General features: G+C 60.3%; 31 protein-coding genes. 23 read left to right on the forward strand and 8 right to left on the reverse strand.

The window, feature by feature from the left end; genetic code table 11:
* Window positions 1-8: 8 nt before the first annotated feature.
* The 3 genes from J7573_RS20885 to J7573_RS20895 form a co-directional block, all read right to left on the reverse strand.
* Window positions 9-1,679: an FMN-binding glutamate synthase family protein gene (locus J7573_RS20885; RefSeq protein ID WP_294339899.1), complete on the reverse strand. Its 1,671-nt coding sequence runs from the start codon at window positions 1,677-1,679 to the stop codon at window positions 9-11.
* A 103-nt stretch (window positions 1,680-1,782) separates the two neighbouring features.
* Window positions 1,783-3,150, reverse strand: coding sequence for an ATP-binding protein (locus J7573_RS20890; RefSeq protein ID WP_294339901.1), 1,368 nt, complete (start codon window positions 3,148-3,150; stop codon window positions 1,783-1,785).
* Between the two features lies 1 nt (window position 3,151).
* Window positions 3,152-3,871 carry a response regulator transcription factor gene (locus J7573_RS20895; RefSeq protein ID WP_294339903.1) on the reverse strand — a complete coding sequence of 240 codons (720 nt, stop codon included), beginning with the start codon at window positions 3,869-3,871 and terminating at the stop codon, window positions 3,152-3,154.
* A gap of 139 nt (window positions 3,872-4,010) precedes the next feature.
* Between J7573_RS20895 and J7573_RS20900 the strand changes: the two genes are divergently transcribed.
* The gene (locus J7573_RS20900) at window positions 4,011-6,308 is read left to right on the forward strand and encodes a TonB-dependent siderophore receptor (protein ID WP_294339906.1); all 2,298 of its coding nucleotides are present in this window, start codon (window positions 4,011-4,013) and stop codon (window positions 6,306-6,308) included.
* Window positions 6,309-6,525: 217 nt separating this feature from the next.
* Here the strand turns inward: J7573_RS20900 and J7573_RS20905 are convergent, their stop codons facing one another.
* Window positions 6,526-6,717, reverse strand: coding sequence for a hypothetical protein (locus J7573_RS20905; protein ID WP_054885888.1), 192 nt, complete (start codon window positions 6,715-6,717; stop codon window positions 6,526-6,528).
* Between the two features lie 193 nt (window positions 6,718-6,910).
* On the opposite strand from J7573_RS20905, the gene J7573_RS20910 reads away from it, so the two are divergent.
* The gene (locus J7573_RS20910; RefSeq protein WP_294339912.1) at window positions 6,911-7,045 is read left to right on the forward strand and encodes a type II toxin-antitoxin system RelE/ParE family toxin; all 135 of its coding nucleotides are present in this window, start codon (window positions 6,911-6,913) and stop codon (window positions 7,043-7,045) included.
* On the opposite strand, the gene J7573_RS20915 is transcribed toward J7573_RS20910, so the two are convergent.
* Window positions 7,042-7,365 (reverse strand): helix-turn-helix transcriptional regulator, encoded by a 324-nt coding sequence (locus tag J7573_RS20915; RefSeq protein WP_294339914.1) that lies wholly within the window; start codon window positions 7,363-7,365, stop codon window positions 7,042-7,044. The two genes, J7573_RS20910 and J7573_RS20915, sit on opposite strands and share 4 nt — an antisense overlap.
* Before the next feature lie 529 nt (window positions 7,366-7,894).
* Here J7573_RS20915 and J7573_RS20920 point away from each other — a divergent pair.
* The 18 genes from J7573_RS20920 to J7573_RS21005 all read left to right on the forward strand — a co-directional run bounded on the left by J7573_RS20920 (window position 7,895) and on the right by J7573_RS21005 (window position 20,131).
* Window positions 7,895-9,343: a tyrosine-type recombinase/integrase gene (locus tag J7573_RS20920; RefSeq protein WP_294339916.1), complete on the forward strand. Its 1,449-nt coding sequence runs from the start codon at window positions 7,895-7,897 to the stop codon at window positions 9,341-9,343.
* Window positions 9,344-10,774: 1,431 nt separating this feature from the next.
* Window positions 10,775-11,128 carry a hypothetical protein gene (locus tag J7573_RS20925; protein WP_146073862.1) on the forward strand — a complete coding sequence of 118 codons (354 nt, stop codon included), beginning with the start codon at window positions 10,775-10,777 and terminating at the stop codon, window positions 11,126-11,128.
* Complete coding sequence (locus J7573_RS20930; RefSeq protein WP_294339920.1) at window positions 11,125-11,640, forward strand: Rha family transcriptional regulator; 516 nt, start codon at window positions 11,125-11,127, stop codon at window positions 11,638-11,640. Before J7573_RS20925 ends, J7573_RS20930 begins: the two co-directional genes overlap by 4 nt.
* 317 nt (window positions 11,641-11,957) lie before the next feature.
* Window positions 11,958-12,116, forward strand: a complete 159-nt coding sequence (locus tag J7573_RS20935) for a hypothetical protein (RefSeq protein ID WP_294339921.1) — start codon at window positions 11,958-11,960, stop codon at window positions 12,114-12,116.
* Window positions 12,113-12,445: a hypothetical protein gene (locus J7573_RS20940; protein WP_294339923.1), complete on the forward strand. Its 333-nt coding sequence runs from the start codon at window positions 12,113-12,115 to the stop codon at window positions 12,443-12,445. The genes J7573_RS20935 and J7573_RS20940 overlap by 4 nt, the downstream gene beginning before the upstream one ends.
* Window positions 12,442-12,741, forward strand: a complete 300-nt coding sequence (locus J7573_RS20945) for a hypothetical protein (RefSeq protein ID WP_294339925.1) — start codon at window positions 12,442-12,444, stop codon at window positions 12,739-12,741. The genes J7573_RS20940 and J7573_RS20945 overlap by 4 nt, the downstream gene beginning before the upstream one ends.
* On the forward strand, window positions 12,738-12,953 hold the full coding sequence (locus tag J7573_RS20950; protein WP_294339927.1) for a hypothetical protein: 216 nt from the start codon (window positions 12,738-12,740) through the stop codon (window positions 12,951-12,953). Before J7573_RS20945 ends, J7573_RS20950 begins: the two co-directional genes overlap by 4 nt.
* Entirely contained in the window at window positions 12,950-13,210 is a 261-nt protein-coding gene (locus J7573_RS20955; protein ID WP_294339929.1) for a hypothetical protein, read from the forward strand. Before J7573_RS20950 ends, J7573_RS20955 begins: the two co-directional genes overlap by 4 nt.
* A 23-nt stretch (window positions 13,211-13,233) precedes the next feature.
* On the forward strand, window positions 13,234-13,512 hold the full coding sequence (locus tag J7573_RS20960) for a hypothetical protein (protein WP_294339931.1): 279 nt from the start codon (window positions 13,234-13,236) through the stop codon (window positions 13,510-13,512).
* Complete coding sequence (locus J7573_RS20965) at window positions 13,509-13,736, forward strand: hypothetical protein (protein WP_294339934.1); 228 nt, start codon at window positions 13,509-13,511, stop codon at window positions 13,734-13,736. Before J7573_RS20960 ends, J7573_RS20965 begins: the two co-directional genes overlap by 4 nt.
* Window positions 13,733-14,623, forward strand: coding sequence for a toprim domain-containing protein (locus tag J7573_RS20970; RefSeq protein ID WP_294339937.1), 891 nt, complete (start codon window positions 13,733-13,735; stop codon window positions 14,621-14,623). Before J7573_RS20965 ends, J7573_RS20970 begins: the two co-directional genes overlap by 4 nt.
* The gene (locus J7573_RS20975) at window positions 14,610-16,409 is read left to right on the forward strand and encodes a DUF927 domain-containing protein (RefSeq protein ID WP_294339940.1); all 1,800 of its coding nucleotides are present in this window, start codon (window positions 14,610-14,612) and stop codon (window positions 16,407-16,409) included. The genes J7573_RS20970 and J7573_RS20975 overlap by 14 nt, the downstream gene beginning before the upstream one ends.
* Window positions 16,410-16,745: 336 nt before the next feature.
* On the forward strand, window positions 16,746-17,048 hold the full coding sequence (locus tag J7573_RS20980; RefSeq protein WP_095115914.1) for a hypothetical protein: 303 nt from the start codon (window positions 16,746-16,748) through the stop codon (window positions 17,046-17,048).
* Window positions 17,045-17,644, forward strand: coding sequence for a hypothetical protein (locus J7573_RS20985; RefSeq protein ID WP_294339956.1), 600 nt, complete (start codon window positions 17,045-17,047; stop codon window positions 17,642-17,644). The genes J7573_RS20980 and J7573_RS20985 overlap by 4 nt, the downstream gene beginning before the upstream one ends.
* 3 nt (window positions 17,645-17,647) lie before the next feature.
* Window positions 17,648-18,586, forward strand: a complete 939-nt coding sequence (locus tag J7573_RS20990; RefSeq protein WP_294339957.1) for a hypothetical protein — start codon at window positions 17,648-17,650, stop codon at window positions 18,584-18,586.
* A gap of 71 nt (window positions 18,587-18,657) precedes the next feature.
* Window positions 18,658-19,260, forward strand: a complete 603-nt coding sequence (locus J7573_RS20995; RefSeq protein WP_294339960.1) for a tail assembly protein — start codon at window positions 18,658-18,660, stop codon at window positions 19,258-19,260.
* Entirely contained in the window at window positions 19,257-19,718 is a 462-nt protein-coding gene (locus J7573_RS21000) for a hypothetical protein (protein ID WP_294339963.1), read from the forward strand. Before J7573_RS20995 ends, J7573_RS21000 begins: the two co-directional genes overlap by 4 nt.
* A 59-nt stretch (window positions 19,719-19,777) precedes the next feature.
* Window positions 19,778-20,131: a hypothetical protein gene (locus J7573_RS21005; RefSeq protein ID WP_104148289.1), complete on the forward strand. Its 354-nt coding sequence runs from the start codon at window positions 19,778-19,780 to the stop codon at window positions 20,129-20,131.
* Between the two features lie 141 nt (window positions 20,132-20,272).
* On the opposite strand, the gene J7573_RS21010 is transcribed toward J7573_RS21005, so the two are convergent.
* The 3 genes from J7573_RS21010 to J7573_RS21020 form a co-directional block, all read right to left on the reverse strand.
* Entirely contained in the window at window positions 20,273-20,824 is a 552-nt protein-coding gene (locus J7573_RS21010; RefSeq protein WP_294339974.1) for a hypothetical protein, read from the reverse strand.
* Window positions 20,778-22,085, reverse strand: a complete 1,308-nt coding sequence (locus J7573_RS21015; RefSeq protein WP_095115905.1) for an AAA family ATPase — start codon at window positions 22,083-22,085, stop codon at window positions 20,778-20,780. Before J7573_RS21015 ends, J7573_RS21010 begins: the two co-directional genes overlap by 47 nt.
* A gap of 357 nt (window positions 22,086-22,442) precedes the next feature.
* Entirely contained in the window at window positions 22,443-22,826 is a 384-nt protein-coding gene (locus J7573_RS21020; protein WP_294339979.1) for a DUF2513 domain-containing protein, read from the reverse strand.
* A 595-nt stretch (window positions 22,827-23,421) separates the two neighbouring features.
* Here J7573_RS21020 and J7573_RS21025 point away from each other — a divergent pair.
* The 3 genes from J7573_RS21025 (at window position 23,422) to J7573_RS21035 (ending at window position 24,860) form a co-directional block, all read left to right on the forward strand.
* A complete protein-coding gene (locus J7573_RS21025; RefSeq protein WP_143499769.1) occupies window positions 23,422-23,610 on the forward strand; it encodes a hypothetical protein in 189 nt (62 codons plus the stop codon).
* 564 nt (window positions 23,611-24,174) lie between these two features.
* Complete coding sequence (locus tag J7573_RS21030; RefSeq protein WP_095115901.1) at window positions 24,175-24,390, forward strand: hypothetical protein; 216 nt, start codon at window positions 24,175-24,177, stop codon at window positions 24,388-24,390.
* Between the two features lie 266 nt (window positions 24,391-24,656).
* Complete coding sequence (locus J7573_RS21035; RefSeq protein WP_104148469.1) at window positions 24,657-24,860, forward strand: hypothetical protein; 204 nt, start codon at window positions 24,657-24,659, stop codon at window positions 24,858-24,860.
* The last annotated feature ends 11 nt before the right edge of the window (window positions 24,861-24,871 follow it).

Raw genomic sequence — 24,871 nt, forward strand, 5'->3', positions numbered from 1 at the left:
GCCCCGGCCTATGCCGGGGCTGTTTCTTTGCGGCGTACGCTGGCCACTGCCGGTGCGACCGCCACCTCGCCTGTCTCCGGCGCAAAGCTGTCACTGCGCGCCATCCGCCACATCCGTGCATAGAACTCGCTTTCGATCGAGCCGCCGAGCAATTCGCCCGGCTTGAGGAATTGATGCAGGTCGGAAAACAGGCTGATCTCGCTGGTGCTGATACGCCGCGCCAGGTGCTTGGGCTTGAGCTCCGAGGGGTGCTCCAGGCCTGCGGCAGCGAGCATTTCGGCCAGGGCATGCAGGGTGTTGCGATGGAAGCTGGCCACCCGCTCGGCCTTGTCGGGCACCACCAGCGCACGCTGGCGCAGCGAGTCCTGGGTGGCGACACCGGTCGGGCACTTGTTGGTGTGGCAGCTTTGCGACTGGATGCAGCCGATGGCGAACATGAAGCCGCGAGCAGAGTTGACCCAGTCGGCACCGATGGCCAGCACGCTGGCAATATCGAAGGCGCTGACGATCTTGCCCGCTGCGCCAATGCGGATGCTCGAACGCAGGTTCAGGCCGACCAGGGTGTTGTGCACGAACATCAGGCCTTCGCGCATGGGCACGCCCATGTTGTCGCTGAACTCCCGAGGTGCCGCACCGGTGCCGCCTTCCTTGCCGTCGACGACGATGAAGTCCGGGGTGATGCCGGTGACCAGCATGGCCTTGGCGATGCCCATGAACTCCCACGGGTGGCCCAGGCAGAACTTGAAGCCCACCGGCTTGCCGCCCGACAGCTCGCGCAGGCTGGCGACGAAGTGCAGCAGCTCCACCGGGGTGCGAAACGCGCTGTGCGCGGCGGGCGAGATGCAGTCTTCGCCCACGCGCACGCCCCGGGTGGCGGCGATTTCCGGGCTGACCTTATGCGCCGGCAGAATCCCGCCATGACCGGGCTTGGCACCCTGGCTGAGCTTGATTTCGATCATCTTCACCTGCGGGCTGCGCGCCTGCTCGGCGAAGCGTTGCGCGTCGAAGTGGCCATCTTCGGTGCGGCAACCGAAGTAGCCGCTGCCGATTTCCCAGATCAGGTCGCCGCCATGCTCGCGGTGGTAAGGGCTGATGCTGCCCTCGCCGGTGTCATGGGCAAAGCGGCCAAGGCGTGCGCCCTGGTTGAGCGCGGCAATCGCATTGGCGCTGAGCGCGCCGAAGCTCATGGCCGAGATGTTGAAGATCGAGGCGGAGTAGGGCTGGCGACACTGCGGCCCGCCAATGGCAATGCGGAACGAGGCCGGGTCGGGTGTGGCGACCGGCAGCATCGAATGGCTGATGAATTCGAAACCAGGCTTGTAGGCATCGTTGAGCGTGCCAAAGGCTTTCTCGGCGCTCTCGTTCTTGGCCCGGGCATACACCAGCGAGCGCTGCGAGCGGGAGAACGGCAGCTTGTCGTCGTCACCTTCGATCAGGTACTGGCGGATCTCGGGGCGGATGGTCTCGATCAGGTAGCGGATGTTGCCCAGGATCGGGTAGTTGCGCCGCACCGCGTGATGGCTCTGGCGCAGGTCGTTGAGGCCGACCAGGCTGAGCAGGGCGGTCACCACTGTCAGCGGCCAGAGCCAACCGTGCTGGGCAAGGAACGGGATACTGGCGAAGGTGAACAGCAGGCACAGGGCCAGGCAGGCATAACGGCTGGGTAGTGAATCTTTCATGGGTCCATCGCAGGCTGGATGACGCGGCCTAGGATAGGCAAACCCCAGGTCGGGAAAACCTGGGGTTTTGGTAAAAGACTATTACCTGAACAGAAGGGCTGGATCACCTGGGCAGCAAGACACTGACACGCAAGCCACCGCCTTCGCGGTTGCGCAGCAGCAGTTCACCGCCATGGCTTCTGGCGATGCGCTGGGCGATGCTCAACCCCAGCCCGTAGCCCCCGGAGGCTTGGTTGCGCGAGCCTTCGCCGCGCACGAACGGGTCGCTGATGGTGGCCAGCAGGCCAGGCGCAATACCGGGGCCACGGTCATCGACGTGGATGTACACGCCGGTGATGGCGACTTCCAGCGTTACTGACACCTCCCTGGCATAACGCAGGGCGTTGACCACCAGGTTCTGCAGGCAGCGTTGCAGCAACAGGGCATCGACCCGCAGGCTGCCGCCCTTGCCATGCACCGGCAAGGGTTCTGCGCTGCTGGCAAGATCCGCGCACAGCCGCGTCACCAGGCGGTCGAGGTCGACGTGCTGGAGGTTCTGCTGCTCGCCGGCGCGCAGGTAGTCGAGCACCTGGCCGATCATGTTGTCCATCTGGGTGATGTTCTGCCGCAGGCGTTCGCGCTGCTCGTCGTCCGCCAGCCGCTCCAGGCGCAGGCGCATGCGGGTCAGCGGGGTTCGCAGGTCGTGGGACACGGCGGCCAGGAAGTAGGCCTTGTCGTTGACCATGGCGATCAGGCGCTGCTGCATGGCATTGAACGCCAGCGCGGCCTGGCGCACTTCCTCCGGGCCGTCCAGGGCCAGCGCTGGCTGTTCGAGGTTGCTGCCCAGCCCACGCGCGGCGTCGGCCAGGCGCCGCAACGGGCGCAGGCACAGGCGCACCGCGATCAGGCAGACCAGCAGCACGGCGACGATCCGCAGCGCATAGACCCGCAGCAGGTAGTCACTGATCAGCACCCACGCCGACTCGCCGCTCCAGCCCTGCAGCTCCTGGCCGTCGATGCTCAGCCAATGGCCGTCGGGTAACGGCACGGCGAACTGGATATGCGCCTGGGCGGTGCGCAGGCCGAACAGGCTGCGCCAGACGATCGGCTGGCCCCGTTCATCGGTCAGCAGCACCTTCAGCAGGCGCACCTCCTGGGCATGGCCCAGTTCGTACTTGAGCGCCTGTTGCAGCAACAGTTCGACGCGCCGGCGCCCGCGCCGCTGATCCTCCTGCTGCACAGGTTCGTTCTCGGCGCAACGCAACTGGTAATGCGCGGGTACCTGCAGGTGTTGCGTGTGGCAATCGGCCTGGGCAATCAATGGAGCACTGCGCGCGGCCATCAGCCGGATCGGTGCCTCGAGGACCTGGGCGAAACGCACATCGAACCAGATGCTGCTCGACATCAACTGGATCACCAGCGTGCCGCTGACCATGATCAACAGCAGCTGGCCAAACAGCGTGCGCGGCCACAGACGACGGAGCCAACGCATTTCAGCTGTCGGCCTCGGCACGGGCGATGCTCAGCAGATAGCCTTCGTTGCGGATGGTCAGGATCTGGATATCGCTGGCCGGGGCACGGCGCAGTTGCTGTCGCAGGCGGCTGACGCACATGTCCACCGAGCGATCGTCGGGGTGGTGATCGCGGCCAAACGCGCTGCGTGTCAGCTGATCGCGCGAGACCACGCGGTTGTTGGCCTCCAGCAGTTCACGCAGCACCCGGTAATCGGAGCGGGGCAGAGTGAGGGTCGCACCGTCGGGGCGGGTCAGCAGGCGCTTGACGTGGTCGAGGCTGAAGCCGGCGAAACGCTGGGCTTCGGCGGCCGGCTCTTCGGCAGGGGTATCCAGGCGTTGCGGGCGGCGCAGCACGGCCTTGATGCGGGCGATCAGCTCACGCGGTTCGAAGGGCTTGGCCAGGTAGTCGTCGGCGCCCACTTCCAGGCCGATGATGCGGTCCAGGGTGCTGCCCTTGGCCGACAGCATGATCACCGCCAGGCCCGGCGTCGCCTGCAACTGGCGGCACAGGCTCAGGCCATCTTCGCCAGGCAACATCAGGTCCAGCACCACCAGGTCGACCTTGCTCGCGGCCAGTTGCTCGCGCATGCCTTCGCCGTCTGCTGCCGCCAGTACGGTATAGCCGGCATCGGTAAGGTAATCGCAAAGAAGTTCGCGGATCTCGTCGTCATCGTCGACAACCAGCAAGGTCGTGCTCATTGGGAAAACACCTGTTCGGGGAGGGCCGGCAGCGCTCGTTACGTTCAATTACATCCCCGTACAAGCCGGGTATGGAGCCCAAAGGGCGAATCCCTAGAATCGTAACAAAAAATCATCTGCAAATACGAAGCCTTCCCAAATGAATCCCAAGAGCGCCATGAACGACTTCACTTCTGTTGTCCGGGGCGGCAGCCGCCTGCACCCGCTTGCCTTCTTCGTTGCCGTCGCCATCAGTGGCAGCGCCTTGGCTGGCGAAAGCCAGCCGCTGGAGCTGGATGCCACCCAGATCGAGGACAGTGCGCTTGTATCTGCGGATGAAACCGGCCAGCTCGGCTACACGGTAGAAAGCACCCGCAGCTCCACCGGCCTGAAGCTGACCCCGCGGCAGACGCCGCAGTCGGTCACCACCATCACCCGTCAGCAGATGGACGACCGCGATGTGCATTCCATCGAGCAAGCGCTGGACACCACCCCAGGCGTAAGTGCCAACAAGTCCGAAGTGGGCGGGCGCACCGATTTCCGTGCCCGTGGCTACTCGATCAGCAACTGGAAGGTCGACGGCCTGCAGTTCCAGGGCGGTTCCGACTTCAGCGGTGGCGGCAACGCGCTGAACATGGACCTGTACGAGCGCATCGACATTGTTCGCGGCGCCAACGGCCTGCTCGGTGGCACCGGCGACCCGTCGGCCACCGTCAACCTGATCCGCAAGGCCCCCACCAGGACCTTTGCTGGCAGCGCCTACGCCACCTACGGCAGCTGGGATAAACGCCGCCTGGGCGCCGACCTCAACCTGCCGCTGTCCGAAGACGGTCGCCTGCGCTCGCGCTTGGTAATGACCCAGGGCGACGCCAACTCGTTTCGCGACAACCAGTCCGAGCGCTCGCGTGCGGCCCTGGCCAACTTCGAATTCGACATTGACGATGCCACCACGATTGGCGCCGGTTACCAGTACGAATACAACAAGGTGGTCGGAGGCGGCTGGGGCGCCAACATCCCGATCTGGTACAAGGACGGCAGCAAGACCGACTTGCCACGCAGCACCAACGTAGTGCCGAGCTGGAGCTTCGGCGAGTACACCACCAGCACCGCCTTCGGCTCGCTGGAGCACCGCTTCGACAACGACTGGACCCTGGACCTGAAGGCCGCCCAGAGTACGGCCGAAGTGCTCAACCACCGTGGCCTGGCCAAGGTCAACTCGGCCGGCCGTGGCAGCTACGGCGGCTACTGGGACCAGGACGGCAGCGGCGCGGTGCTCAACGGCCTGCACAGCTCCAGCGACACCACCCAGCAGTCCGCGCAGATCGACCTGTCCGGCCCGTTCCAGCTTTTTGGCCGCACCCACCAGGCGATGGTCGGCTACAACGACAGCCGGACCGTGGCCTGGTCGCCGGAATACAGCTGCACCCTGGCCAGCGACGACCGCGTCAGCGCGCCATCAGTGGGCTGCCAGTTCCGCGCCAACAACGGTTTTCCGCTTACCGACTGGCACAACGGCGTGGATAGCGACTACGACATGATTGCCTCGCGCACCGGTCGCCACAGCAAGACCACCACCCGCTTGCAGGGCATGTACGCCGCCACCCGGCTGAGCATTACCGACCCGCTGTCGGTCATTGTCGGCGTGCGCACCACCGATTATTCGGCAACCACCAACAGTGTCGCCGGCGTGCGCAGCAACCAGCAGAACAACGGCATCGTCACCCCGTACCTGGGCGCGGTGTACGACCTCAACGACCACTACTCGCTGTACGCCAGCTACACCGACATCTTCAACCCGCAGACGGCCGAGACCGAAAGCGGTACCAAGGTCGAGCCGATTCGGGGCCAGAGCTACGAGACCGGCATCAAGGGTGAGTGGCTGGATGGCCGCCTGAACGCGTCGGCGGCCTACTTTCGCACCAAGCAGCAGAACAAGGCGGTGCTCGACGACGGCCTGACCACGCCAACCGGCGGTGATGCCTACAAGGCCGGTACTGGCCAGGAAACCGACGGTATCGACCTGGAAATTGCCGGTGCGCTGACGCCGAACTGGAACGTCTATGCCGGTTATACCTACCTGCACTTCCGCCGCGTCGACAGCGACGGGCGCAGCGACCCGTCGCACCTGTTCAAGGCCTCGACCACCTATCGCCTGTCTGGCCCGCTGGCCCGCCTGACCCTGGGTGCAGGGGTGAAGGCGCAGACAAACATCCGCGCGATTTCCAGCCCGGCGGGGCAGCCGGTGAACGGAGTGAGTGCGGGGGCGACCGATGTGAACTGGTCCGGTTATGCGATCTGGAATGCCATGGCCAAGTACCAGCTGACCGATGACACTACGGTGAGCTTCAACGTCGACAACCTGTTCGACAAGCACTACTACACCCAGTACGGGTTCTACGCCGGGGCGATCTACGGTGACCCGCGCAGCCTGTCGCTGACGGTCAGCACCGCGTTCTGATCAAGTGCGGCCGCTTTGCGGCCCATCGCCGGATAGCGCGGCTCCCACAATTACAGTGCAGGACTGGAAGCTGGTGATGTACCTGTGGGAGCGGCTTTAGCCGCGAACACCGGCAAAGCCGGTGCCATCCACCGCGGTGCCTGCTTCGCGGCTAAAGCCGCTCCTACAGGAAATCGCGGCGCTCTGGCGGACACTGTTCCCTTGGCGGCAGTGCAGCTTATTCATCCTCTGGCATTTCATCCGTGACCATGACACGCACATGCGAGCCGCACGGGTCTTCCATGTGCAGGCCAAAGTAACGGGAGTCGTTGGCATCCCAGAATGCCTCGACCTGCGCCATGGAGGCATTGGCAAGGAGCACTTCAGCATTGTGCTCCAAGATGATCGAGTAACGGATTTCGGCATTCATTGCAGAGGGGCTCACAACGGCGGATTGAATAAATGGATGGGCGGATGAATCGCGATGCCATTATGCCAACCTGCTGATTGTCGATCTTCGCCACTCGTCGCACGGTGCAGTCCGTCGTCGACAAGCGATGCTCCCAACATTTCTATCCCCGTCCACGGCAGTGCCGCGCTTGTCGAGGCGACGAACCGCGTCGATGGACCGCAAAGCGGTAGTGCTGCATTCGTTCGTGAAAACGACCAACAGGTCCGACCGGCATGCGATGCAGGTTGCTGAAGAACGGATGAAGGAGTTCAAGCATGAGCTTCGCAAGATGGGGTATCGGGTCTAGTTGCCAGGCGTTTGAGAGATGACGATCTGCGGAGGAGAGCCGGCATCGTTCGAGGGCAGGGTCAGGCTCGTGCGAAAGCCGAGCTTGTCGAGCATGTCCATCATGGCGTCGAGCGTGAATTTTTCGATCTTGCCATTTGCCAGCTCGGAAATGCGGGATTGGGTCACGTTCAGCCTGACCGCCGCATCATGCTGCTTGAGGCCCATTTTTTTGATGCAGTCGGTGATGAAGATGGACAGGTCCATCTTCAAGGCCATCTTGCTGGCGGTGTCGACATCATGGGTGGCGTGGAAGGGGCTTTCGTGGAATTGAAGCGCCATGGGCTGGCCTCAGCAGAAATATCTAAAATTTAAGATAAAGTCGTAGCGGCCTCTGGATGGTGAGTCAAAGCGTTTTTTTGGCGACACATTTGTCTTTGAGCTGGGTTGGCGATCCGACAATCTGGTCTGTGTGTCGGTCAAGATGCAGGGGCTGCTTTGCAGCCCATCGCAGGCTATCCGCTAACCTGTCAGCGCTGATTGGTGTTCGTATCCTATTGGATGAAGAAGCTGGATGAAGCATGGTGAGTGCGCGAGTGCAGTGCGCTAAAAACAAAAAAGGCCCACCTTTCGGTGAGCCTTTTGAGTACTGCGTATGGTGCGGCACCAGGAATCGAACCCGGGAACTACTGATTACAAGCCGTTTGCTCTGAGGCTTTTTGAGTGATCACTGAGTTGTAGGAAATATCGCCGCACCTAGGTTTTATGAGGCTTTCAGCCTGATCGTTGTCTTTCTATGTTTCACCCGATAGCGTACCTTTGCATGAGAAACGGGGAGCGAACGGGGAAAACGTGGAGGAAACGGGGAAAAATGGCTAAGCGCACGCGCATGACTGAAATGGAGGCCTACGCGGTCAAAACGAGACAGTCGGAACCGGTGGGCTCGCGTGGAAAGGGCACCCTGCTGCTTGAGCGCAAAGCGTCTGGCGCGATCCAGGCCTATTACCGAGAGCGCACACCCGACAGCGACAAGCGGCTGGCTCTGGGGATACTTTCCAAGAAGCCGCGTGTTGGCACAGGTGAGCAGACCCTGGATAGCATCCGTACCGAGGCAATGCGTATTTCGGTTGAGGCATCAGCTGTGGGCGGCCTAGCCAAGTATCTGGATTGCGTTGCCGCTCAGAAGGCTGCGGCTGAAATCGAGCGTGAGAACGCGGAGGCATTGGCGGAGGCGGAGAGGCGGGAGCGCATACGCCTGGCCGAAATAGACGCAGCCCGCGGCAGCTTCCATGATCTGTTCCTGGATTACGTCGAGTCACGTCGCGCCAAAGCGACTCCAGGCGTTGTAAAAGAGCTTGAGCGCTTATTCAAGGCCAACTTGGAGACGCCTCATCCCGAGATCATGCAAATGAAGGCCAGGGAAATTCGGTCAGAGCATATCTTGAGCATCCTCAATCCGATCTGGGAGCGTGGCTCCAAGGTTCAGGCCGACCGAATGCGTTCGTTTCTGGTCGCTGCCTTCAATCATGGCTTAACAGTGGAGAGCGTCGTAGGCCGCGCCAATGCGAAGGTGTACAGCCTGGAAATCAATCCGGCCGCGATGGTGAGGGTCGAGAAGGTTTCGGCCCCTGTCGAGCGAGCGCTGTCGGATGCGGAGCTGAGGCACTTTTGGCAGACGATCGAGAGTACAGAGGGCGTCGGTCCCGTGATGGCGCTGCTGTTCAAGTTCGTGATCGCCACTGGCGGCCAACGTATCAAGAACATCATCGAAACCACCTGGGCTGACTACGACCTAGAGGCAGGTACAGTCCTGCTGGTTCATCGGAAAGGCAGGGGTGGGCAGACCATGAGTCGACCGCATCTTGTCCCCCTCTCAGATCGGGCCATTTCCCTCATGCTGCGCGTGCGTGAGATCAGCGGCGACCATCAGTGGCCTTGGACAACCCACGGTAAGCAGCCATTCGTTATCAGTAGCCCGACACATGCAATAGCTGACTGGATGGATTCCAAGCATGCGGTGGTTGACGGAGTGCGGATACCGTCCTTTTCGCCAAGGGACCTGCGCCGTACTTGCACCCAGCTAATGCAAAGGCGGGGCATCGACGATCGGCTGTCGGACCTTCTGCAGGCGCATGGCCAGACGGGGGTGGTATCGAAGCACTACCGGAACAACCCAGACGCGGCATTGCCAGAGAAGCGCCGGGCGATGGACCTGTTCGAGCACGGATTGGCAGTTGCCTTGGGGGAGGGCAAGGAAGGTGATGGCAATGTGCTTTCAATGTCGCGTCGAAAAAAGAAGGCAGCGGGGCCGAGGTCGTAAAGGTCTTGGGGGCCGCGGTCCTAATTTAGCCGCTAAAAACTGACCACCCTCGCTTTCAAAACCATCCTTTTAGCTTTCGGCCTGTCCAGCGCATCGGCAGGGCTTGGGCTGGTAGTCTCCTGGCCGCGCAAGCCCATTCGATTCAGTCCGTCTACGATTCCCCGGTTGACGCGGCCTGCCGCCATTTCCACTTCCGAAAACCCTGCCGAAAACAGCTAGAAACAGTGCATAACAGGGAATAACAGCGAATAACGGTAAATAAGCAACGTAGAGTAATACGCAGCGTTGTTACTTGCCCGCTGGGCTGTTCTGTATGTGGAAAAAGAGCGTGCGCGCCACGAAATCGTAATTCACGTTTTTGTGGCGCGGAGTCGATTTCATTCTGCCGGTGGAACAAGAAATTGTGCTCTGGTACCGACAGCAGCATCTGGCCAGGCTGGCGGGCTTTTGGAGCTACTTCCGCTTGAGGCCCTCAAAAGTCCCTGTTCAGGCCCCAATAAAACCGGGGGTTTCACGGGTTTCCGACAAGCGGTAGGTGGCGATTTGATGGTGGGTAGTGAAAGACCAAATCGCCCTCCTGAGCACTCCTGAGCACTCAGCGGTACGCAATGGTACAAATGAGACAGCGAATTGTCCGGGGATAAAGCATCCTCGGACTTTAGTTATCTAAAGGTAACTCAGGGTCTGCCGGAAAAAGTGGTTGCGATTTCGGGACTGGCGACATTAACATTCGGCCATCCGCACAGGATCGACATTATGAAACTTCGTCGCTGCTGGTGGAACGCTGGATTGCTGAGCAGCAGACATAGAAAAGCCCCTGGCATCTCACCTCCAGGGGCTTATTCGGGTAAGGACGTTTGCGCGTCCTCTGCATGCCAGCAAGGCCAGCACACAAACCCCGAGGGCGAAGCATTTTCGAAGGGCTTCGCGGCGGACTGTAGTACTGGAAGGTGCAATGTGCAACTGGGTTTTTACTCAGTAGCCATGGGCCTCTGGCTAAATCCGTCACCTCGGTACGTCTAAAACTAGAGGTACCTATCCATGGCTCAAACCGCCAACAGCTGTACCGAAGCACCCCGCCTGCCGATCCCCGGCACTCGCGCCACCGCAGCCCAGCTCTGCGCCAAATACCAGGTCAGCCGTTCCACTTGGTGGCGCTGGTCCAAAACCCCCGGCTTCCCCACCCCTATCCGTTTCGGTCGCTCTGTCCGTTGGGAGCCCGAGTCTGTGGAGTCTTTCCTGCGTAGCCAGGAGGCTTAACCCATGATGACCAATCAACTCTGCGTGACCGCGGGGCGGGGATCGGCTGGCCTGGAAAAAGCGGTTCTATCCCTTCCTGTACCCTTAAAATTTTTGGTGCTCCGTTGCTGGGTCACTCAGCGGGATGAGGTGAACAGCCTTGGTGCTCGCTCTGAAAGCGAGGTGGCCTAAATGACTAAGGCCACGATCCCCGCAGATAAACGCAGCCAGCCGGATGGCGATATGACCACCAGCAAGCCACCGAGCAAGATCGCCCGGGTGCTGGCGTACATGCTCAATGACGGTAGCCTGCAACGGTTCGAAGCTGAGCGCCTGGGCGACCACTGCTTGCACTCGACCATCAGCAGCCTGGCCAATGGCTATGGCCTGAAGTTCCAGCGCCAGCTTGAGCGCGTGCCGAATCACTGGGGCGAGCCTTGCACCGTGACCCGGTACACCCTTCCTGCCGGCGAACGCCGCCGCGCCAGCGCCGTGCTGGAGATGTTGTGCTCGCCCTTGAAGCAGCGCCAGCGGGTGGCAGCATGAAAAAGACGACCATGCCATCGGCAGAGCCTGCCAACGACAAGCTCCCTATTACCCTGACCCAGTACAACAGTGAGCCGCGCGTGGATAGCCGCCTGCTGGCTGAACAGTTGGAGAACAAGCACAAGAACTCCATGGCGCTGATAGACCGCTACCTGGCCAAGTTCGAAGAGTTCGGGGTTGTTCCGTTTCAAACGGAGAAACCCTTGGCTGGGACTGCTGGAGGCAGGCCGGAACGCTTCGCCCTGCTGAATGAGGACCAAGCGTTTTTCCTGCTGGCGCTGTCGCGCAACAGTGACCGCGTGGTTGGTCTGAAAGCCGACCTCATCATGGCTTTCCGCGAAGCCCGGTACGGGTATGCCCGCCAGGCTCTGGAGGATCGCCGGCAGCAGGTCAGCGAATGCGGCCGTCGCTTGGCGCACTGGCGGTACGACAAGCCGGGCGCGTACCAACATGTCGCCCATTTGCGTGAGCAACTGAAGCTCCCGCTCGATCTGGAAGGGGATGCCCAATGACGCTGGCGCTCAAGACTGACGATGAGCGGTCGATATTTCTGGTTGCAGGCAATCGTGATGCTCGGTATGGTTCGCCGGTCGCTGCAAATTCAGTGACCGGGTTTGGCGACCCGACGAAATCAAGGCGCATAAGCGCCCCTATCACGATTGCAGGCGCTTTTTTTGTGCCCGCAGTCCCGTGTTATGGCGGCTGTGCGCGGGAGACCTTCGGGTCTGCCGGGTTCCTTGATTCCCGGTTCGCCAACCTGCGTACAGCTGCCACCCTAAATCGTTTGGCGACGATCGGTGGCAGCTCCTCAAATCAAGGAGCTCGACCCATGCACGCTCTCAGTCCGTCCAAAATCCGCGCATACGCCCACCGGCGCCTGGCCCTGGCCGCACTTCGCGCAAACTCTTCCCTGTCTGTCCGTCTCGCCCGCTACAACCATCACGCCGAAATCGCCCGCGCCCTGGAAGCGCAAGGCGGTGCCCAGTGACTCACATTCAGCAGGCCTCCGAAGCTGTACAGGGCTTCATCCAATCTCAGGTCGTGATCACCATGCCAGGCCAAGAAGTGTTCCGCATTCCCCCGGTGATCGGGTGCGGCATTGCTACGGATATCGCGGCCATCGTCGGCGCTGATTTCCCGTCCGCATCGATCAGCATCCAAGGACGTTGCCGCGGTTCTTTGGCGGGCCTGGATCATGCTTTGCGCGTCTCGGGTGAAGTCTCCGCCGCGCTGGAGAAATGCCAGCGCCAGCCGCGCCCAGGCACTGCCCTGGTGGAGCATTTCAAGGCCGTAGCCCAAGTAGGAGGCGCCCAATGAACCGTCTCCCAAGTGTTGCGATCCTTGAAGGCGAGGTGCTGCCCGAGGCGGTACTGGATGCCCACGAGATGTGCTACATGAACTTCGCACGGGAGGAGCACCAGAAACTGGAGAAGATCCTTCTGACGTTTGTGATCCCGGCCCTGGGCGGCTATGAAAATCAAATGGCTAGCGACATTGCCCGCCACCTTGAGCAGATCCAATCGTTCAGCGGCAACTACTGCTGGCGCCACCGCCATCTCGGCGCCTCGCATGGTCTCGTTGGCCAGCCCGCTGCTGATGGAGGCCTTGTATGACCTCCGTTATTCACGTGCCCGACGACACTCAAGACGATCTGCGCGACGTACAGGGCGTGCTGGTGCTGCTGAGTATGGCATTGGCGTTGATGGCCTCACCGGCCACGCCTGTAATTGTCGCCCGCGTCACCGCCGTGATAGCGCAGCACACCGCCATGGCCTGGGCCGAGCTGCTGGAGGGCGTGATCGCTGAGCAAGGGGGTGATCTGTGACCACTAAGACAAATACCAGCCACCTGAACCACCAGACAATCGCTAAACGTATCGAGGAGTCGCTTGATGCCATTGGCATCTTGGCCGAGGTGCTACTGAAAAACGGTGGGCATAAGGGTAACCCTGACGATGCTGATGCTTCAGATCCGATTGATGACCGCGGCGAGTCGGGTATTCAGTCTGCGATCAGCATTATCGCCTGCTTGGCCCATCGGGATTTTTGCGAACTTGCAACCGATCTGGGCATTCCGGAATAGGCCCTTAGCTCAAGGATAAGACGATGAAAATTCAAAACAGCGCGCAAGCGTTGACGGGTTCGGCTTGCCCAAAGAAAGCCACCGAGTTGTTTTACGTGAGCCATCCGAAGGTCGAACGGGCCTTGCTTGGGCCTTTCCTGAGCCAGTCAGACGCTGAGTGCGGGCGCGTAGTTTTGCGTAGCCCTGACGCGGTGGTGACGGCCTGCCTCGTCGAGTCGCTGGACGAGCTGACCTACTGGCACGCGGCGAACAACGGCCAGGTTTGCCGGGCCTTTGCTGGCGCCATGGGGGGGGAACCATGAGTAAGGTCACGCCGATTCGCCGCAAGGGTGCCGGTGGTCCGCCGACTGCTAGCGCCTTCATCGACAGCGCCAGCTATGCGCTGCTGGTGGAAACCCTGGTGGGCTTTCTGGAACTGCGCATTGCCGAGGGTGACGCAGGCCGCCACTGCCCTGAGTTGGAGCGGCTGACCAACCAACTGGAAAGGCTGGCCAAGCGATTCACGCCGCCACAGGGGGCCGCATGACCGACGCGACGATCCTTTTCCGTGATGTGCTCCAGTCGGCCTATGGTCTGCTCGACTGGCTTCCTCTGGACGATGGCGATATTCACCGTTTCCACGTCCCCGGCGACAAGCCCGGCACGCTCAATGGCTGGTACTGCCTGTTCACCGATGGCATCGCCTCGGGCGCGTTCGGGAGCTGGAAGACAGGTGGCGCCAGCACCTGGTGTAGCCGTGAGCCGGTCGACGTCCGCGAAGCCGAGCAGGTGCGCCAGCGCATCGAGCAGGCTCGGCGCCAGCGGGAGGCCGAACGGCAGCGGCGCCAGCTCAGAGCGGCCGGCCTGGCGCAGCGCTGGTGGCGTGACGCTCGCCGCGCTGACCCGGCCCACCCCTACCTGGTCGCCAAGTGTATTCGTGCCCACGGGTTGCGCCAGCGTGGTGACGACCTGCTGATCCCTCTGTACGCCGGTGGTGTGCTGGTGAACCTGCAACGGATCGCCCCGGACGGCGCCAAGCGCTTTCTGTATGGCGGTCGGATCAAGGGCGCCTATTCACCGCTGGGGCGCATCACCCCGGGCCAGCCGCTGTGCATCTGCGAAGGCTGGGCGACGGGCGCCACGCTCCACGCAAGCGGCTACACGATCGCCTGCGCGATGAATGCCGGGAACCTGAAGGCGGTGGCGCTGGCGCTACGGGCTGACTATCCAGGCATCGAAATCATCATCGCCGGCGACGACGACCGCCAGACCGAGGCCGAGGGCAAGGGTAATCCTGGGCGCACCGCCGCCCATGAGGCCGCTGCTGCGTGTGGCGGCCTGGTGACTCTCCCCGAGTGGCCAGCCGATGCGCCGCTGACCCTTACCGATTTCAACGATCTCGCCGCCTGGAGGTGCCGCCATGCGCCCGCCTGATACCAACGTCATCAACCTGCGCCCCGAAGCGCCCAAGGTCGAGCCTGATCGCCCGTGCTGGGGCGTGTACGAGCACTGGGTGACCAATGAGAAAGGTCGCAGGCTCAAGCCCGGCGTGTACTGGCATGGCTTCAAGCGCAGCGCAGGTGACGATGACGGAGACGACGACAAGGCCGACCGCCCCATCACTGACGAGTGGATCGCCACGCCCGTGACCGTCGCCGCTCGCACCACCAACAGCGACGACGGCAGCGAAGGCCGATATCTGCGGCTGCTCACCGATAGCGGCCCCAAGGACTGGATCATTCCCATGGAGGTGTTCGGCGGGAGTGGCGAAGACGCCAGGCGGACGCTGTTCGGCATGGGCGTCATCATCGCCCTGAAGAAGCGCGGCCAGTTCATGGAGTATCTGCTGGAGCAGCGGCCTGCTGAGGTGTTCGCCACCACCTGCCGCCCCGGCTGGCATGAGTCAGGCGCCTTTGTGCTGCCTGGGCGCACCATCGGCAGCGACAAGGTGCGCTATCAGGCCAGCGGCAAAGGGCAGAACCTGTTCAGCGTGCGGGGCAGTCTGGAGGGCTGGAAGGCCGAGGTGGCGGCCAAATGCGAGGGCAACCCGGTTCTGACTCTGGCGATCGGCTGCGCCCTCGCCGGCCCGCTGCTGAGCCTGGTGGGTGTGCTGGGTGGTGGTGTTCATCTGGTGGGCGACAGCTCCAGCGGCAAGTCGCTGGCGCAGTTGATCGGCTCGTCTGTGTGGGGCGACCCGGGCATCTTCGCCGCATCGTGGGACATGACCAAGGGCGGCTTGGAGATCGAGGCGTCCAGCCGTAACGACACCATGCTGCCCCTAGACGAGATCAAGCGGGCCGACCCCAAGCGCGTACAGGAGATGGCCTACTCGCTCGCCAACGGCCAGGGCAAGGGCACCATGACCCGTGACCGGGAGGCACGCGGCAAACTGAGCTGGCGCCTGCTGGCACTTTCCAGCGGCGAGCGCTCCCTGTCCGAGCACGCGGCCATCAGTGGGAATGCCGCCCACGCTGGCGCTGAGCTGCGCATGGTCGACGTGAACGCCGGTACCCGCACGCACCGCGCCTTCGATGAATTGCACGGCCTGGAAGGCGCCGACTTCCACCGCCAGCTTACGGTGGCCGTAGGAGCGAACCATGGACACATCGGGCCGGCATTCGTGGAGAAGCTGCTGGCCAGCGATGACCGTCCCGGGCTGCTTGAGGACTTCGCCGGTATCCGCGCCCAGTTCGTCGAGGACAACGCCCAGGCCGGGCGGGTGGCCGATCGCTTCGCGGTGATCGCGCTGGCGGGCGAAATGGCCATTGCCTACGGCCTGCTGCCCTGGACGCCGGGCACCGCGCTGGCCGACTGCCAGTTGCTGTACGGCGAGTGGTTGAGCCGGGTGGGCGGTGGCAACGCCGAGGACCGCCAGATCTTGGCCGGCATTCTCGACTTCATCGACAAGCACGGCAGCAGCCGGTTTTCGGACGTAGAAGACCAGACGTCGGACACCAAGGTGTTCAACCGCGCCGGGTACTGGGAGGTGGTTGGCACCAAGCGACTGTATCTGTTCAACAAGTCCGCGCTGACCGAGGCCGCCCATGGGCACGGGCTGGCGCGTGTCCTGAAGGCGCTGGAAGGCGCTGGTGCTCTCGCCAAGCACGATACCGACCGGGACAGCCGCAGGACCAAGAAGTACCGCCTACCTGCTGGTGGGTCTGCCCGCCTGTATGTGATTGATCCCGACGCCATGGATAGCGAAGGCGGTGGCCTATGACCGTCATCACCATCCAAAGCCAATGCCCGAATCCACAGGAACCTAAAAACGTGGGGAACAGGGGGAACGGGGGAACAGCCAGCAAATACGCGGCCTGTAGCCGTTCCCCCTTATTGAAGTGTTGGGGAACAGGGGGAACACAACCATGTTTTTGAATATAAGCGCCTGTGCCTTTCCAGATGTTTGGTTATCACTGTTCCCCCGTTTTTCGGGTGGGGAACACGTACCCCCGCTGGAGGCTGCGGAAACACTGGGTGTTCCCCGCGTTCCCCCGTTCCCCCGATTTTTTTTCACAGACACATTTGGGCGTTATGGGAATCAGGACGAGGTGACGCCATGAGCCTCCTTGCCGACCTGCTCAATCACATGCCGCCGAACGTTGCTGGCGCTGGCAAACCGCCCATAGCGAAACGCGCCCCGGATCGTCCGCGCCTGGTGCTGGTCGAGCCTGCGCTATTGCCGTCCAGCCCCTACGCCAACGCTGCCAATGCCACGCCTGAATGGCGTCAGGCCCGCGACCGGTACATCAGCCATGTCATGACCTGCCGGGGCTGCTATGCGCCTGGTGGTCGCCACTGCCTGGTCGGCGCCGAGCTGCGCACCGCCTACGACACCACGCCCATGGAGGCACACCCATGACGCCCACACCGACCATGCGCCTGTGCGATATCGCCTTGAAGCCAGGGATCAGCGCCAGCACGCAGCTCATCACCACCCGGCGCATCTGCCGCAACATCAGCCGCAACCTCGATTCGATCCACGCCGAGCGACGTGCCATGCGCCGTCAGGCGGACAAGCTGAAAGCGTTCTTGCCGTTCACCCGACAGGCCATTTCCGATCTGGAGGAGCAGGCGCAGACGCACCGATCGGTTGAGCGCGCCAAGGCGCTGGTGGCGCTGGCTGGGTTCGGCCAATCGCTGCTGTTCGACCATGACGGCCTGGCCCAGGCCCTGGGGTTCGAGCGCCTGTGCGACCTGCTGAGCGTGAACACCGTGGAGCGCGAACAAGCCAGGCGGGAGGGCGTCACCAGCCTGAGCGACCTGGTGTTCACCCATGCGCTGGAGGACAGCGCAGAGCGCCGTGGGCAAGACTGGAATGACGCGCCGCTGTTCAACGCCTGCCACGCGGCCATGGCGGACTTCATCAGGGAATGCCCGGACGGCGTGTTGCCTGACCCCTTCGCACCCGGGGCGCCATTCGGGCCGAAGCTGCCACCCAAGCTGAGGGCGGTGTAAGCCATGGCCATGCTGAAACAGGCTGATTCAGCCGAAAAAATGAGACACCGGGTTTCAGACGAGCAACGGCGCCTGGTGCTGGACCTGCGCCGCCGTCACTCGCTGCGTGAGGTGGCCGAGATTACCGGCCTGCCGCTGGGAACGGTGAAGACCCTGGTTTCACGCTCCGGGGCGTTCCGCGACAACGAGCAGCACCGCGCCTTGTTCACCCTGCCGCCGATCAGCGCCAGCACCGAGACGCTGTCGAGCGTGCCCGAGCTGCCGCCGCAGGAGGTGGTTACCGGCGACAAGGAAGTGGATGCGGTGCTCTGGCTGCGCTCGATCATCAGCACCGGGCAGAGCGCCCTGATTGAACGGGCCATGGAGGGCGCCAAGAAGATCAGGACGCCGCTCGATGCGCTGGAGAAGCGGTACCGGGATTACCTGGTGGCCACCAACCCTGGCCACCCATTCGCCGCCATGTCGTCGTTCGGCTTCGCTGACCTGGATGCGCTGGCCACGCGGGCCATCGAGCAGCACCGGCTACGCCTGGAAGGCGCCGCCCGCTTCGGTGATGCCCTGCTGGCCGACACCGAGGCGGAATCGTTCTGTATCGCAGCGTTACGCGGGCTGGAGGCTACCGGCCATCTCGGTGACTTCGACAAGGGCCAGGTAGCCGCCCGGTTCAACGCCCACCCTGAGCTGCTACCCCACACCTTGGCGGATTGCCTGTACGAGCTGGGCTACTGGGACCAGCTCTACCGGCTGCGCAACGCCGTGGACCGGGACGCCAGCGACGGGCCACCAGAGGCGACGGCGCGGGATTGGTTCGTGTTCGGGCTGCTGGCGCAGATCCGGCCCCGAGACAAGGCAGAGGGTCTGGCTGTGTTCCGCTACCTGGTCGCCAGCCAGCGCGATGACATGGCCGAGTCAGAGGCAATTCTTTGCAACTTGATCGGGTGACCAGCTCGATCGATCACACCACCGGGCATGTGCCCACAACAAGCGCCAGCGGCGCATCAAGGAGTTTACTTATGGCAGCTACAGCAGCTCATTACACCCCTCGGACGAAAGTGCGCCTACTCGGCTTCCTTCGGAAGAAATACTTCAAAACACAGAGTTTTCTGCTGGATCGAGGCGACACGAAGGAGGCCGTGAAAGCGATTGACGTGAACTATCCAGGCTTCGCCAAAGACGTGGCCGACGCGGAAAGCCGAGGACTACGGTTCGCGATTTTCAAGAACGGCAAAAACATCGGACAGGACGAACTAGACCTGGGCGGTGCTCGGGAGCTGTGGTTCGTACCCGTGATCCATGGCAGCAAACGGGCAGGTCTTCTACAGACAGTGATAGGTGTAGCGTTGATTGTCGTGGCTTCGTTTATGACCGCGGGGACAGCCGCAACGGCAGTCATGGGGGCCGGCATTGCAAATACGGCTGGAGGCGTAATCCAGATGCTTAGCCCGCAGGCTGGTGGCCTTTCTCAGAGCGGCGCACCAGAGAACCTTCCTAGTTATGCGTTCGGCGGCGCTAAGAATACTGTGGCGAGTGGCAACCCCGTACCGATCTGCATTGGCGAGCGCCGGTGGGGCGGAGCGATCATTTCGGCCTCGATTGTGGCGGAGGACAAGGCATGAACGTGCGTGAAAGGATCTGTCTCACGATCAAGGCTATTGCTCAAAAAGATTACGCCCAGGTCCGTCAGTTGATAGACAGCTGCCCCACTGAGCATGTGGAAGTCGCAAGCCTGGAGTTTCTCAATACGACGAGAATGCTGTGTCGTGTAGCCCAGCTGTTCGAGTGCGACATGCGCGGGTTAGCGCTGAACTTAGCCAGTACAGATACACGGGATAACGCTGGGGGGATCACCGATTGCCTCGACCAGATTGCCGCAGCACATCGGGCCTTCACCGAGTTTTGCGATGATTTCGGTGTGTGCGTAGATGACCTGCTTGGAACAGTTGGCGGCCATCATCCTGCTGTGGCGTATATGATCGGCATATCTCCAGAACCACAGGCGGATTTGGTGGGGCACTGGCGGCAAGCGTTCGCTGTTGCAGCAAGCGGGGAGGTGCTAGGCGAGAAGCGTCACTGATTGGGCTTTGCTCAAGCGCATGGTAGGTTCCAGTTTTCTTCGTAATGGATGACTGTCCCATGCGCTTTAGCAGCCTCGCTGTAATCGCAGCCGTTACCCTTTCGATTGCCGGGTGTTATTCGCCCGGCGAACTGATCCAGAGGGGCCCCACCTATGCTGCTCAGACCCACAAGTCTCCCAAGCAATATGCCTTGTGTGTTTTCCCTCAATGGCAGGAATCGAGGCCGGATGCGACCTTGAGCGAGACTGAGAATGGCTACAGGTTGCTGAGTGGAAACGACATGAACACCAATGAAATTCTGCAGGTCAGCAAAACAGCCAACGGGAGCGATGTGAAGTTCTATCAGCGCTCCTATCTGGACTTTGGGGCTGGCAAGGCGACGGCGCTGGAATCGACAAAGAACTGCCTGTGAATGTTGCCGCGCCACGAAATGCGACCTCACCGTTTTGTGGCGCGAGACAGGCAAAGGGGAACCTTTGAACTGTGTTGTCTATTGCTCCAATTTTTAAAATAAAGGAGTGCTTTCACTGTGCTTTAGTAATGGATTGCGTAATTATGTTTTCAAGATCCATTCTGTAGGTATATAGTCCGCGTTTCCAACTAAGGCCACAATACGTTCGCGCTCAGACGTAGGGGAAACCCAAATTATCTCGCCGATAGTTCCGGAGTGTTGTCCTAGTATTTTAAATACCGCACGAGCAGCATTGTCATTAGACGCTATAATGCTTTTAACCAGAATGGCAGCATCCACAACGTGTGCGTCTTTCTTTGCAATCAGCTTCTGTGCGTCGCTAATTTGTGCTGCGTCAATTATTTCCGAAACACTAGATGCTATCTTAACTCGGTCTATTTTTTTCTTCGCGGTCATTGACGAGTGCCATCTAGTCGAATATAGAGATTTATGCTTGTTCCATTCCTCTCTTAAAGTTGGGCAGAATACAGCTCTCGCCTCCGACTCTAATATGGCTTTTAGTACCTCTCGAGCCCCTTTTGATACTGGGTTCTCTGATGCCCCTGCTGCCCTTGCCACGTCAGCATCGACTACAAAACTCTGGCACTTAATTTTCATTTTCAGCGGCCTCTTCAGCGGCCTCTTCAACGGCATCAAGATATTCTTGCTCTACGTCTAGGGCTACGCTGTCGAAGTCTTCGGGCCAGTCGCCAAACGCGCCAAAGTTATCCAACTTTGATTTATTTATCTGAGTCTGACCCGTTGTTGGGTCTTGAGTGAACCAATTTAAATTAACTTGTTCGCCTTTGAGCAAGCCTTTTGCAACCAATATTTGAATTCCGCGAATTAGTATGGAGCTATGAGTTTCGATGACTACGTGTACGCCGCCTTCAATCACAGCGCTTGCGATTATTTTGGATAGTTCATACTGAGCTCGAGGGTGTAAGTGAAGTTCCGGTTGCTCCACATATACAACTTGCCCCTTCTTAGCTGAAAGCAGTGCAACGAGCACGGGCAGGGTTTGTGAGACGCCAAACCCTACATCGGCAATATTCACATAATCCGATTTGGCCGCCGCACACCCTCTATGTCGGGAGATTAGAATCTCGAGGCGCGTATCATTTATCGGAGAAATGTCAATGGATGTAGCCAGGCCCAGATCTTTCAATTGGGCAATCAAGGTTTTAAATTTCTGCTGGTTGGTTCGTGTATTTTTCCAGCGACTGATAATACTAGCTATGTATCTTTCAAAAGAGCCGGGGAATTTTGATTCAGATGAGGCTACTTTGTACGATCTTTCCGGATTTCCTCGTAGTCCGGGAACGTGAATCAACTCTGAGGTTAGTCTCTTCAAACCCTCTGCTGGCAGTATGCCTGCGGAGAATGGTAATCTTTTGGAAGAGTGGAGTTTCAGCCCCAAAAAGCAACGATCCCTAACCACTCGCCAACTCAGTCCTTCAAAGCTTTCAAATACACTCTTGAATGGTTCAAACTTTTCGTTTGTCAGAATGGATTCGATCTCAGTGTTTTTCATACCTAGGCGTATTTCAGATCCTTGGTTGAAATCACCTCCGCTCATGCTCATTTTTTCAACGGTTATTCCGCGTTTTGCATTGAATTTGTAAGACGCGGTAATGCTCTTTTCAGCTGATTCAAGCGTGACGCTAAATGAGTTCAGATTCGATTCAGGAACTTTTGATATGATTTCGCTGGAGTCAGTTAGTCTGACATTTGCACCATCTAGAAGAAGCGAGCCCGAGTCAAATTCATTCTCAATCGACTGCTTCATTAATAGAAGAGGCTGCATAAAACTAGATTTGCCTGAGCTATTAGCACCGGCAAGTATTGTTAATCCGCCAATTTCAATAGAGCGCGGTTTGGCTATGGATTTGTAGCCTTCAATTGTTATCTTCATGGCCCCTCCTTGGGGAAAAATTGTGCATTTATATCATTCGCCGCGTTCAAAAGGGAACTGGACGTTAGCCTAGGAAGCCTGGAGATATGGGCATCTAAGGGGTTGAGGCGACAGTGCTAGCTCGGCTGGCTATAACGTTACCCATCGGATGCCACCGCCTTGAGTGCGTTCTGTCCAGGGAACCCTTGAGAGGGGAGTTGGCGCTCGTCATGCTGCGAACCGTAAGGAGGTTGGCCAGGCAACGAGTAATGGCAGGCGATTCGGCTTGCAAGCCGGGCCAGTTCGCACCGGTGGTTCGCGCGCCGGGTTCGCAACCCCCATGGCGCGAACCTGGGCGCCAGTCATAGCCGGCTGGCGTCAGATTTCTACCCCACTGTGCTCGGCAATTTTCTTCCGGATAAAGCCTTTGGCTAAATCCTTCAGTAAGTCAACGCTGAACCCACCCGCAGCTTTGGCACCTTGGCGTGTTTTGCGCCATATCTCGTCATCTCGAACGGCGTCCACAAAGTCATGGCCAGACCAAGTGAGCTGCCGGAACTGAAATCCGTTCAATAGCCCTTTGCCACCCTGATCGACCAGCCCAGCTTGTACAGCTAGTTTGAGATGGTACCGAACTTCATCGTCGGTATATCCTTCGATGGCCAGTTCACCGTTGCGAAATATCAAAATTGAGTCAGCTTTGGTGCTCGCTCCTTCTAGGCGGAGCAAAAGCAAGCGCAGTAAGTCCATATCACGTTGCATCACACATCTCCTTGGTCTGAAGGCTAGGCTCACAGGTCAACTGCCCGCTGAGTATTCACCATTTCGCACCACGGTGTCGCAGAGCTGAAGCGCAATCTTCAGGCGCGAACCTGCGGGCCTGTCTGTTATCAAAAGTTATGGTTTCCAGGCGGGAGTTGCCACTCTGGTTTCCACGGTATTGCAGGCTCCCGGTGGCCCCAGCGCCAGCCGATCCGATCTCAGGTTTTCTCAGGTTCCACTATGTAGCAATCAGCACGGCAGGCTGGCCAGCAACTTTTACCGGGCCTTTACCGAATGTGAGACAGGCATGAGACGGAACCCGTATGGTCTGGGCATCCGAGGCCAGGTGCCAAGCATTGTCGGTAAAAAGCTGGTGGTCGGCGCCGTCTCACATTGCTGGTGGTGCTGGACGCTACTTTGACCACACTTTGACGGATCACGGGCCAGGCAGATGGCGGTGGCGCATGTGGCCGGGCGTCTGAGGTATGTCCGGTGCGGGAGGCCGTCAAAGTCGAGCCCGTGGCCGTCTCATACCCCTGACAGGCCTAAGACGGATTTTGGACAGCTTTGGACAGCTTTGGACGGATCGCCGCTGGTGTTGCGCAATGGTGCTGGCGCTATGGCCTGTGATGGCTGGGCTGCCGGCGTGGTGGTGGTCTGCTCCGGCCGCATGCTCGTCCAGAATAGTCTGGTGAAGCTAGACCAGCACAAGACCGTGCTAGATGGTGGTCGGCGGCCCCATTCGCTGGATCACTGGCCGGGCTTGGCCTGGGCCTATGCGTGATGGGTTGGCGCGGACATTCCCGTCTAATGCCGAAGCCCCAATTCTGGACAGGCTCTGGACGATTTCAGGGCGTCAGCAAGTGGACGGGCGGGCTGGGGAGCACGTCAGATAGGTGGTGCGCACCGGTGCCGCTGGGTCTTGGTCGAATGGCTGTCCAGAATCGCCGTAACTCTGACCCGCCCCTGACGGAAATTCTTGACCAGTCTTGACGGATTGAAACGCTGGCGCTTGAGCATGATTAGCTGTAAGCCTTGCTGTACAAGGGCTGGTGCTATATCCGGAAGACCTGTGGGAGCGGGGGCCGTCAAGAATTTCCGTGCATGTTCGTCAAGAGAAGCCAGGCAGTCCAGGACCTGACGAAACCTGACACTCCGGGCCTGCAAAAGGGGGGAGCCAAAGTGATCCACCACTGCGCAGCGGGCCATGGCCACCACCACGGCTAAGGTATGGCGGATATCACCACACCCTGGCGGCAAAGGTGTCTCCGAGACGGAGATGCCCAGTGCATTTGCCAGCCGTTGCCGATCAACTATGGTTCCTCGACAACCCAGTGGAGAGCCATGGATGAAAGAATTACGCACTGTTGCTGAGGTGCTTGAGCGCCTCAGTCATAACCAGGACGCACTGCGAGCCTCTGTAGAGGAGCTGGCCAAGTGGGTTGGCGAGCGGGGATCGGATGCGGTGGTGGGTAACGTCAACGGCGCGTTGGCGACCATGGATGACAACATCGATGCCGTGCGACAGGGAATTGCAGAGCTGGTGGCGGCGAGTGTTCGATAGCCCGGCAGAGCGGGCTGGCCAGCCTTGGCGAAACTCCCAATTCCGGCAATCTCGACTGATATTGGTAGTCTCGCCCCGCTTTGGCGAGCTAACGCCAGCAGTGGTACCTACATATACGCACAGCCCGCGCCAAGGTTTACAGCTTTGACAGCAGGTCGGAACAGGTGGCCCGGCAACCTGGTGCAAACTACCCGGATACTGGGCAGTTATCTGATAATCAAGCGCCAGGCTCACTCTCTGAGCACAACCACATCGAGGGCCGCACCATGTCCGTTATCGACTGCGACTACCTGCCCCAACCGGAGCCGGTCCAGTTCCCGCCAGAGCTGGCGCTACTGATTGTCAGGAAGGCCGCCGCCATGGCCGAGGCGTTCGAGAGCAAGGCGCTCGACCAGATGACCATGGACGCCAGCAGGGCGCTGCGCGATGGAGTGGAGCCGCGTAGGATCATCAGGCAGATGGGGCTGTAATTACGGGATTT

It is taken from the genome of Pseudomonas sp. (assembly GCF_017744435.1).
Taxonomy (GTDB): domain Bacteria; phylum Pseudomonadota; class Gammaproteobacteria; order Pseudomonadales; family Pseudomonadaceae; genus Aquipseudomonas.

Bases quoted from the DNA above. Each gene is read 5' to 3' on its own strand.
- J7573_RS20885 (WP_294339899.1), bottom strand. From the start codon at position 1,679: ATGAAAGATTCACTACCCAGCCGTTATGCCTGCCTGGCCCTGTGCCTG.
- J7573_RS20890 (WP_294339901.1), bottom strand. From the start codon at position 3,150: ATGCGTTGGCTCCGTCGTCTGTGGCCGCGCACGCTGTTTGGCCAGCTG.
- J7573_RS20895 (WP_294339903.1), bottom strand. From the start codon at position 3,871: ATGAGCACGACCTTGCTGGTTGTCGACGATGACGACGAGATCCGCGAA.
- J7573_RS20900 (WP_294339906.1), top strand. From the start codon at position 4,011: ATGAATCCCAAGAGCGCCATGAACGACTTCACTTCTGTTGTCCGGGGC.
- J7573_RS20905 (WP_054885888.1), bottom strand. From the start codon at position 6,717: ATGAATGCCGAAATCCGTTACTCGATCATCTTGGAGCACAATGCTGAA.
- J7573_RS20910 (WP_294339912.1), top strand. From the start codon at position 6,911: ATGGACCGCAAAGCGGTAGTGCTGCATTCGTTCGTGAAAACGACCAAC.
- J7573_RS20915 (WP_294339914.1), bottom strand. From the start codon at position 7,365: ATGGCGCTTCAATTCCACGAAAGCCCCTTCCACGCCACCCATGATGTC.
- J7573_RS20920 (WP_294339916.1), top strand. From the start codon at position 7,895: ATGGCTAAGCGCACGCGCATGACTGAAATGGAGGCCTACGCGGTCAAA.
- J7573_RS20925 (WP_146073862.1), top strand. From the start codon at position 10,775: ATGACTAAGGCCACGATCCCCGCAGATAAACGCAGCCAGCCGGATGGC.
- J7573_RS20930 (WP_294339920.1), top strand. From the start codon at position 11,125: ATGAAAAAGACGACCATGCCATCGGCAGAGCCTGCCAACGACAAGCTC.
- J7573_RS20935 (WP_294339921.1), top strand. From the start codon at position 11,958: ATGCACGCTCTCAGTCCGTCCAAAATCCGCGCATACGCCCACCGGCGC.
- J7573_RS20945 (WP_294339925.1), top strand. From the start codon at position 12,442: ATGAACCGTCTCCCAAGTGTTGCGATCCTTGAAGGCGAGGTGCTGCCC.
- J7573_RS20950 (WP_294339927.1), top strand. From the start codon at position 12,738: ATGACCTCCGTTATTCACGTGCCCGACGACACTCAAGACGATCTGCGC.
- J7573_RS20960 (WP_294339931.1), top strand. From the start codon at position 13,234: ATGAAAATTCAAAACAGCGCGCAAGCGTTGACGGGTTCGGCTTGCCCA.
- J7573_RS20965 (WP_294339934.1), top strand. From the start codon at position 13,509: ATGAGTAAGGTCACGCCGATTCGCCGCAAGGGTGCCGGTGGTCCGCCG.
- J7573_RS20970 (WP_294339937.1), top strand. From the start codon at position 13,733: ATGACCGACGCGACGATCCTTTTCCGTGATGTGCTCCAGTCGGCCTAT.
- J7573_RS20975 (WP_294339940.1), top strand. From the start codon at position 14,610: ATGCGCCCGCCTGATACCAACGTCATCAACCTGCGCCCCGAAGCGCCC.
- J7573_RS20980 (WP_095115914.1), top strand. From the start codon at position 16,746: ATGAGCCTCCTTGCCGACCTGCTCAATCACATGCCGCCGAACGTTGCT.
- J7573_RS20985 (WP_294339956.1), top strand. From the start codon at position 17,045: ATGACGCCCACACCGACCATGCGCCTGTGCGATATCGCCTTGAAGCCA.
- J7573_RS20990 (WP_294339957.1), top strand. From the start codon at position 17,648: ATGGCCATGCTGAAACAGGCTGATTCAGCCGAAAAAATGAGACACCGG.
- J7573_RS20995 (WP_294339960.1), top strand. From the start codon at position 18,658: ATGGCAGCTACAGCAGCTCATTACACCCCTCGGACGAAAGTGCGCCTA.
- J7573_RS21000 (WP_294339963.1), top strand. From the start codon at position 19,257: ATGAACGTGCGTGAAAGGATCTGTCTCACGATCAAGGCTATTGCTCAA.
- J7573_RS21005 (WP_104148289.1), top strand. From the start codon at position 19,778: ATGCGCTTTAGCAGCCTCGCTGTAATCGCAGCCGTTACCCTTTCGATT.
- J7573_RS21010 (WP_294339974.1), bottom strand. From the start codon at position 20,824: ATGCCGTTGAAGAGGCCGCTGAAGAGGCCGCTGAAAATGAAAATTAAG.
- J7573_RS21015 (WP_095115905.1), bottom strand. From the start codon at position 22,085: ATGAAGATAACAATTGAAGGCTACAAATCCATAGCCAAACCGCGCTCT.
- J7573_RS21020 (WP_294339979.1), bottom strand. From the start codon at position 22,826: ATGCAACGTGATATGGACTTACTGCGCTTGCTTTTGCTCCGCCTAGAA.
- J7573_RS21030 (WP_095115901.1), top strand. From the start codon at position 24,175: ATGAAAGAATTACGCACTGTTGCTGAGGTGCTTGAGCGCCTCAGTCAT.
- J7573_RS21035 (WP_104148469.1), top strand. From the start codon at position 24,657: ATGTCCGTTATCGACTGCGACTACCTGCCCCAACCGGAGCCGGTCCAG.